The 6,625-nt window shown below is 67.8% G+C and carries 5 protein-coding genes; 2 read left to right on the top strand and 3 right to left on the bottom strand.

The features are described from left to right. Positions 1-2,697, bottom strand: a 2,697-nt coding sequence (locus ACOJTD_RS13165; protein WP_420133354.1) for a baseplate multidomain protein megatron, incomplete at its 3' end; no start/stop codon positions are given. A gap of 303 nt (positions 2,698-3,000) precedes the next feature. Between ACOJTD_RS13165 and ACOJTD_RS13160 the strand changes: the two genes are divergently transcribed. Then, the gene (locus ACOJTD_RS13160) at positions 3,001-3,489 is read left to right on the top strand and encodes a hypothetical protein (protein ID WP_420133353.1); all 489 of its coding nucleotides are present in this window, start codon (positions 3,001-3,003) and stop codon (positions 3,487-3,489) included. 78 nt (positions 3,490-3,567) lie between these two features. Here ACOJTD_RS13160 and ACOJTD_RS13155 read toward each other — a convergent pair whose 3' ends face one another. Both ACOJTD_RS13155 and ACOJTD_RS13150 read right to left on the bottom strand, forming a co-directional pair. Beyond that, positions 3,568-4,011, bottom strand: coding sequence for a peptidase P60 (locus ACOJTD_RS13155; RefSeq protein WP_420133352.1), 444 nt, complete (start codon positions 4,009-4,011; stop codon positions 3,568-3,570). 33 nt (positions 4,012-4,044) lie between these two features. Beyond that, entirely contained in the window at positions 4,045-4,935 is an 891-nt protein-coding gene (locus tag ACOJTD_RS13150; protein WP_420133351.1) for a DUF2163 domain-containing protein, read from the bottom strand. Between the two features lie 503 nt (positions 4,936-5,438). Between ACOJTD_RS13150 and ACOJTD_RS13145 the strand changes: the two genes are divergently transcribed. Continuing rightward, a partial coding sequence (locus ACOJTD_RS13145) for an amidohydrolase family protein (protein WP_420133350.1) occupies positions 5,439-6,625 on the top strand: 1,187 nt, incomplete at its 3' end.

Genomic DNA, 6,625 nt, shown 5'->3' with positions numbered 1-6,625 from the left:
CCCCGCCCACAGATCCGGCAGGAGGATCTCGGCACGGCGCGGGGCCGCCGCCGCGGGGGTGATCACCGCGTGGTCGCTGGCCCCGCTCCGGGCGGCGCCGCCGACCAGCCGGCGCGATGCCGCGGCGGCGCGGCGATACTCCGCCAGCGCATCCGAAAAGCCGACCGCGATCTCGTGCGGCAACTCGGTCTCCTGCGCCCGCGTCAGCCGCGACGGCGCGCCCTTGTCGGGCAGCACCAGGTCGTCCTCGGTGAATTCGGCGATCGGCGCGCCGCCGCGCTGGACGAAGCGCAATACGCCGTCGGCCGCGGCGGCGTCGAACCCATAGGCCATGGCAAGCGGCTCGATCATCGCCCGCGGCGTCATCGGCCGGTCCACCACATAACCCTCGCAGCTTTCGCGCAGCGCCGACGCATCGACGCCGCCGACTGCGCTGTCGGCGAGCAATTGCCCGACCAGCGCATCGAGCGGCGCGCCGCCGAGCCGACCGGTCAGCCAGTGCCCGGTCTGCCAGTTCGGCTCGTCGCTCCAGACGTCCTCGGCGCCCGGAAACACCGGATAGGGCCGCGCGTCCCAGGTCCAGAGATGGATCGCCGCGGGATCGATCATTCGCCCGCCATACAGCGTCGACACCGGATTGCGCGCATCGCCGGCGCCGAACGCCGGATCGAACGCGCCGAGGATCGCCTCGAGATAGCGGCGCTGGATCAGGTCGTCGCGATCGCCGCTGGAAAAATACGGCGCAAAGTTCTCGCTGGATTTCGGATCGGGAAACACGCTGGGCTGGTTGGCGCCCTTGTCCACCGCCGGGCAGCCGACCTCGGTCAGCCACACCGGCTTGCTCATCGGCACCCACGCCGTCGGCGTCGCCAGCTCCGCGCCGCCGACGCGTTCGTGATGCGGCTGTTCCCAGAAACTCCGAATATCTTTGACGCGAAACGTCCACGGCTTGCCCAGGCCGTCGGTGATCGGCGTGCGGCGCTGCGCCGCGCGGGCGCTGTCGTTCGCGTAGTACCAGTCGAACGCCTCGCCGGCGGTGACGTTGCGCGCCAGGTAATCGCGGTCGTAGGTCGAGACAGCAACCGCTGCATCGAGATGGCCGGCATCGTCGCGCCAGTCGGCGAGCGGTGCATAGTAATCGATGCCGACCGCCCCGATCGCCGGCGACGCCCACAGCGGATCGAGCGGAAACCGCACCTCGCCGGCATCCGGCGTCACCACGTCGGCGCCGTATTCGGTCCAGTCGGCCCCATAGGTCACCAGCGTGCCGCCGCCGACGATCGCCTTGACGTCGGTCGCCAGCGCAACGAGCTGCTGCACCGCCGGATACACGCCCGGCCCCGAGCGGATGCGCGTCAACCCGCGCAGCTCCGAACCGATCAGGAAGGCGTCGACCCCGCCCGCGTCCGCGCACAGCCGCGCGTAGTGCAAGATCATCCGCCGATAATTCCAGGCTCCGCCGGCGAAAAAGCTGTTCACCTGCCCCGCCGCGCCTGCGGTGCCCTGCGGCGAGGCCGGCTGCCCCGGCGCCGGATCGCAGGTGATGCGACCACGCCAGGGATAAGGCGGCTGCGGCCCCGCGCCGGTCCACGGATTCGGCAACGCGTTGTCGGCCGGCACGTCCATCATCACGAACGGATAGAACGTCACCTTGAGGCCGCGGCCTTTCAGGTCGCGGATGAGATGCGTCACGCTGTCGTCGGTCGGCGTGCCTCCGAAGGCCGGCCGGCCGCCGACCTGCGACACCAGCCAGGCGTCGTCGCGGCTCGCGCCATCGACCGACCAGGTCGTGAGGCCGAGCCATTTGTCGCGGCTTTCCACGCCCGGCCGCACCGTGCATTGCCCGGCGCGCAGGTCGGAGCCGAACCACGCCACCACCACCGCGATACGCTCGAGTCGCGGGCACACGCCTTGCAGATCGTCCAGCGCGGCGACGACGTCGGACGGCGCCTGTACGATGTGGCGGTTCTCCGGCTTCGACGTGCCCTTGTCGACGAGCTGCACAAGCGTCGTTGGCTCGTAGCCGAATTCGGTGGTGCCCGGGATCAGCGTCACCGCACGCACCATCTGTTCGAGCAGGCCGACGGGACGGATAATCTCGAATGAAAGCTGCGGAATCCGGTTGCCGAAATCGGCCAGCGGCAGCCGCTCGAACACCACGTAAGCGAGGCCGCGATAGGCCGGCGCATTGCCGGCGCCCTGCTTGGCGACGATCAGCCCGTCCGGCTCCTGATCCTCGCCACCACGATAGACGCGCAAGTTCAGTCCCGCCTGATCGAGCGGCTTGCCGTCGGCCCAGATCCGCGCGACGCGGCCGATCGGCCCTTCGCATAGTCCGACAGCAAAATTGGCGAAGTACGTATAGGTCGTGGTCGTGGTGGTCGGGCCGCCAAAGCCCTTGCCGCCCGCCGAACTCTCCTCGTTGCTGATCACTTCCTCGAGCTGCGTCGCCCAGATCACCTGCCCTGCGAGCCTCGCCCGGCCGTACACGCGCGGGATCGGCGCGCCTTCGGTCGAGGCCATCACGTCGAGATCGGCAAGGCGCGGCCCTTCGACCTTACGGGCACCGCCGCCGAACAGCGACTGATCGAGCGCATTGCCGACCAGCGCGCCAGCGATCCGCCCGGCGATCGCCCCCGCGGGCCCGAACAACGAACCGACCGCAGCGCCGGCGACGGAAAGCACGAGAGCAGCCATGAGATTCAGCCCTAAAGAAGTGGTTTGCCCGCAGAAGAGACGACCCGCGCAGCAATGCGTCATGGCCGGGCCTACCCGGCTATTTGCATCTTTGCCGCGGCTTCGCCCGGAAGCCGGGATACCCGGGAGCCGGGCATCACATGTTGACGGGTCGCCCGTCGTTCTTTCGTCGATGCGTTTTGCGGATGAGCGGACGCGCCGAGCGTCCGACTGAGACGGATTGATTAGTCCCGCCGCATTGACGGATATCGCGGTATTTGCATCGTAGCGTCGTCGCGGCGGGGGCCGTCACGGGATCGTAAAATGCAGGAATTGCTGGCAGGTGCGGGAGCCGCGATCGCGGCGTGGTTTGCCGTGTATTTCATCGGCAAGCCGGTGGTCGCCTTGCAGCAGCAGCGCATTGCGGCCTTGCAGGCAGCCGAACGCTACTACGCGGTCGATGTCTCCTCGAGCGAAGCGGAGCGGGACGCCGCGGCCAAGGCACTGTTCGAAGCCGGCGTGGCGCTGCGCGCGTATCATCGCGGCTGGTCCACTGCGGTGCGGATGTGGAGCTGGGCCTGGGGCTACGATCTCGATCTTGCCACGCAGTGCCTGTTCGGCCTCGCCGAAGGCGTGCGCAGCGACAAACCGACCTCTCCGGACGCGCGCCGCAACACGCTGCACGCGCTCTACATCGCTCTCGCCGCCCATAAGCATCTGCCGCGCGAAACCGTCGCCGCGATCCGCCGCATGATCACCCAGACCCAGTCCGCCAACCACGACACCGCGCCAGCCGGAGGCGCGCAGTCTTAGCAATGCGGCTATAGCCACACCATTGCACGACGCGATCCCCACGGGCGCACCTGATTATCAAGCCGCCATAGGCTCTCGTCACACGCTCACACCCGGAAACGCAAACGCATAGGCCAGTCTCCGCCGCCACCACGGTGCGATCGCGATCTCGCAGACCGCAGCGCCGTCATGAGCGTGGATCATCGTGGTGGCCGAACTCGCGATCGCGGCGTGCTTTGCGACGCACGTATCGGCCCAGCGAAACAGCAGCACATCGCCAGCGCCGAATGCGTCGCAACCAACCGGCGCCAGATGGCGCAGCGCTGCCGCGGCGAGCGCCTCCTCGCCGCGCGCTTCCGCCCAGTCCGGCGCGTAAGGCGGCGGTGCCTCCGGCTCGTCGCCGATGCAGCCGCGCCAGACGCCACGCACCAGCCCGAGACAATCGCAGCCGACGCCTTTCACCGACGCCTGATGCCGATAGCGCGTGCCGATCCAGCTGCGCGCCTCGGCGACCAGCGCGTCGCGCGTGATCACTCTACTCATGGAATTCATCCCGTGATGGAACAAGCGTCGCCGTCAGCCCTTGAGCGACCCGCCGCCGCCGGAGGTGCCGGGCACCGGATAAGCGACGACGAAGTCGTTGCCGGGGATCTGCGGGAAGCCGCGGAAATTGGCGGCGTTGCCGAAGCGATCGCGGCAGGTCGCGAAATTCTTGTCGCAGCCGGCGGTGATCACGAAGCCATCACCGGGCGCGACCGGCTCGGCCATCGCCTGCCACAGCGACAGCCGCACCTCTCCGCCGACGACGCGGTGCTGCTTGATCTCGATCGATGCGCCAGCATTGGCGCCGCTGCGCCAGCTCAGCCGCCCACCGGTGAACAGTCCCGCCGCAAAACCGCCGAGCCCCGCCACCGCAAAGGTCGAAACGCCGAACGCCGCCGCGACGCTGCCTTCGCCGCGCCAGGCGGCGCCGCCCAGATCGACGCGGCAGCGCCCGTCACCGAGATCGGCGCCGCAACTCGCGGTGTAGAGCCGTCCGCTCTCCTGCGACAGCAGATCGGCGAGCCCGCGCAGTTCGGCGGTGAACGCCCGTCCCTCGCGCCGCACTTCGCCGAGCCTCCCGCGCGCGGTCAGCAGCCGCAGCGCCGGCTCGGTCCAATCGACCAGCCAGCTTTCGATCGCTGCCGCATCGTAATGCCCTGCCGCGAGATCGGCTTCGTTGAGCAGATCATCCGCGAGGGCGCCGGAAATCTCGGCGCCGTCGACCGACAGATCGAACCGCTGCGCGGCCTCCGACGCCGTGAAGCCCGTCCCGGCGCGACAACTCACGCCCTCGATCGCCAGGTCGCGATCATGATCCGTGAATCCGAGCACGGCTCCGTCGCGCCGCCGCACGATCCAGCACTGCGCCAACGTGGTGACGCCCGAGTCGAGTTTGGCCTGGAGAGCGTTGGGAATGGAGCGCATGGGGTGATCCAATGTTGGAGGTCAAGGCCTCGGTCGCGCGCAGTCACATCAGTCCGACGTCACTGCAGCGACAATTTCACCACGTGCAATTATGAGCGACGCGCGACGGCGATCATGTCGGCGAGTTCCGCGCCGCTGAGCGCACCGCTTGTGCGCGAGCCTTGCTTGAATCCGATCAGCGACGTCGAAGTCGCTCCGAGCGCTCGGATCGGCGAACGCACGCGCATTATTCAAGCGCTGAACTAATCATTTGCAGGCCGCAGCATTTGTGTGCAGCCGGGCTTACCGCATCAACAGAATTCATGTAGAGAATTATTTCCATGAATTTGACTTAAGTCAACGACGCGATAATTTTTTCGACATGAACGCGAGACAATCAACAATGCTGCGCCATCAACTAACGAGCCGCTGCCCGGCTCGCGTTCGAGCCGAATGGTCGATCCGTTGATCGCCCTCCCTCCTCCGACGCACTGCAGGGAGCGGCCGACCGGCTGATGATTCCGATGACGCGCGTCGCAATCGAGCACGGTCTGGTGCTCACCATGGATCATTCCGGCCGCATCATCCAGGATGGCCGCATCGTCATCGAGGGGCGCGACATCATCGCGATCGAGCGCTGCGGCGACAAGGCCGCGACGCCGTGTGACCAGGTGATCGATGCCACCGGCCGGATCGTCATGCCGGGGCTGGTGAACTCTCACACGCATCTGTGCATGGCATTCGGCCGCACCATCGGCCCGGAGCGGCGGCTGCTTGAATGGCTCGATCTCATCATGCCGATGATGGCGGCGATGGATCCGCACGCGCTCTACAGCGCCGAGCTGCTGGGCTGCGTCGAGAAGATCAAGAACGGCAATACCAGCCTGGTCGAAAACATCTTCATGCCGCCGAACGGCGCGGACGTAGAGGACTGGGCGTTTCGCGCGATGCAGGACAGCGGAGTCCGCGGCACGGTGGCGCGCGCCACGCAGGCGCGTCATTTCGCCCCGCAATTCTGCGAGACCTCGGACGAGCAGGCTGAGCGCGTCGGTCGGCTCGCGGCCCGCTGGCACGGCAGCAATGGCGGCCGGCTGCGCCTCTCGATCGGCCCGCTGCTACCCTGGGTCGTCGATGAGGACGGCTTCCGCAAGACGCGCAAGATCGCGCGCGACAACGGCATCGCGCTGCACATGCACGTCGCCGAGTCTCCGGAATTCAATCTGCTGATCGAGCGCCATTACGGCCGCGCCATCCGGCAGGTCGAACTGCTCGACGAAGTCGGCTGCCTCGGCCCCGATGTGCAGGCGATCGCCTGTTCCGACGTGTCGCCGCGCGAGATCGAACTGCTGGCGCAGAGCGGCACCGCCGTGTTGTTCGACCCCCCGACCCGGCTGTTTTGGGGCACAGGCTTCCCGCCGATCCGCGACTTCCTCACCGCAGGCATCACCTGCGGCCTCGCCACCAACGGCGCGGCGGCGAACTGCGGGCAGGATCTGTTCGAGAGCATGAAATACGCATGCGCGACCGCGAAGACCGCGGCCAACGATCCGCAGGCGCTTACTGCCGCGCGGGCGCTGCGCATGGCGACGGTCGAGGGCGCCCGCGGCATCGGGCTGACCGAAACCGGATCGCTCGAAGTCGGCAAGCGCGCCGACCTGATCACCATCGACGCGCGGCAACCGCATCTGTCGCCGCTGTTCGATCCGGAGAA

The organism is Rhodopseudomonas sp. (assembly GCF_048594845.1).
Classification (GTDB): domain Bacteria; phylum Pseudomonadota; class Alphaproteobacteria; order Rhizobiales; family Xanthobacteraceae; genus Rhodopseudomonas.
Note: the sequence above shows the minus strand (reverse complement) of the source record. Positions and strands in the feature narration are given on the sequence as shown.

Bases quoted from the DNA above. Each gene is read 5' to 3' on its own strand.
- ACOJTD_RS13160 (WP_420133353.1), top strand. From the start codon at position 3,001: ATGCAGGAATTGCTGGCAGGTGCGGGAGCCGCGATCGCGGCGTGGTTT.
- ACOJTD_RS13155 (WP_420133352.1), bottom strand. From the start codon at position 4,011: ATGAGTAGAGTGATCACGCGCGACGCGCTGGTCGCCGAGGCGCGCAGC.
- ACOJTD_RS13150 (WP_420133351.1), bottom strand. From the start codon at position 4,935: ATGCGCTCCATTCCCAACGCTCTCCAGGCCAAACTCGACTCGGGCGTC.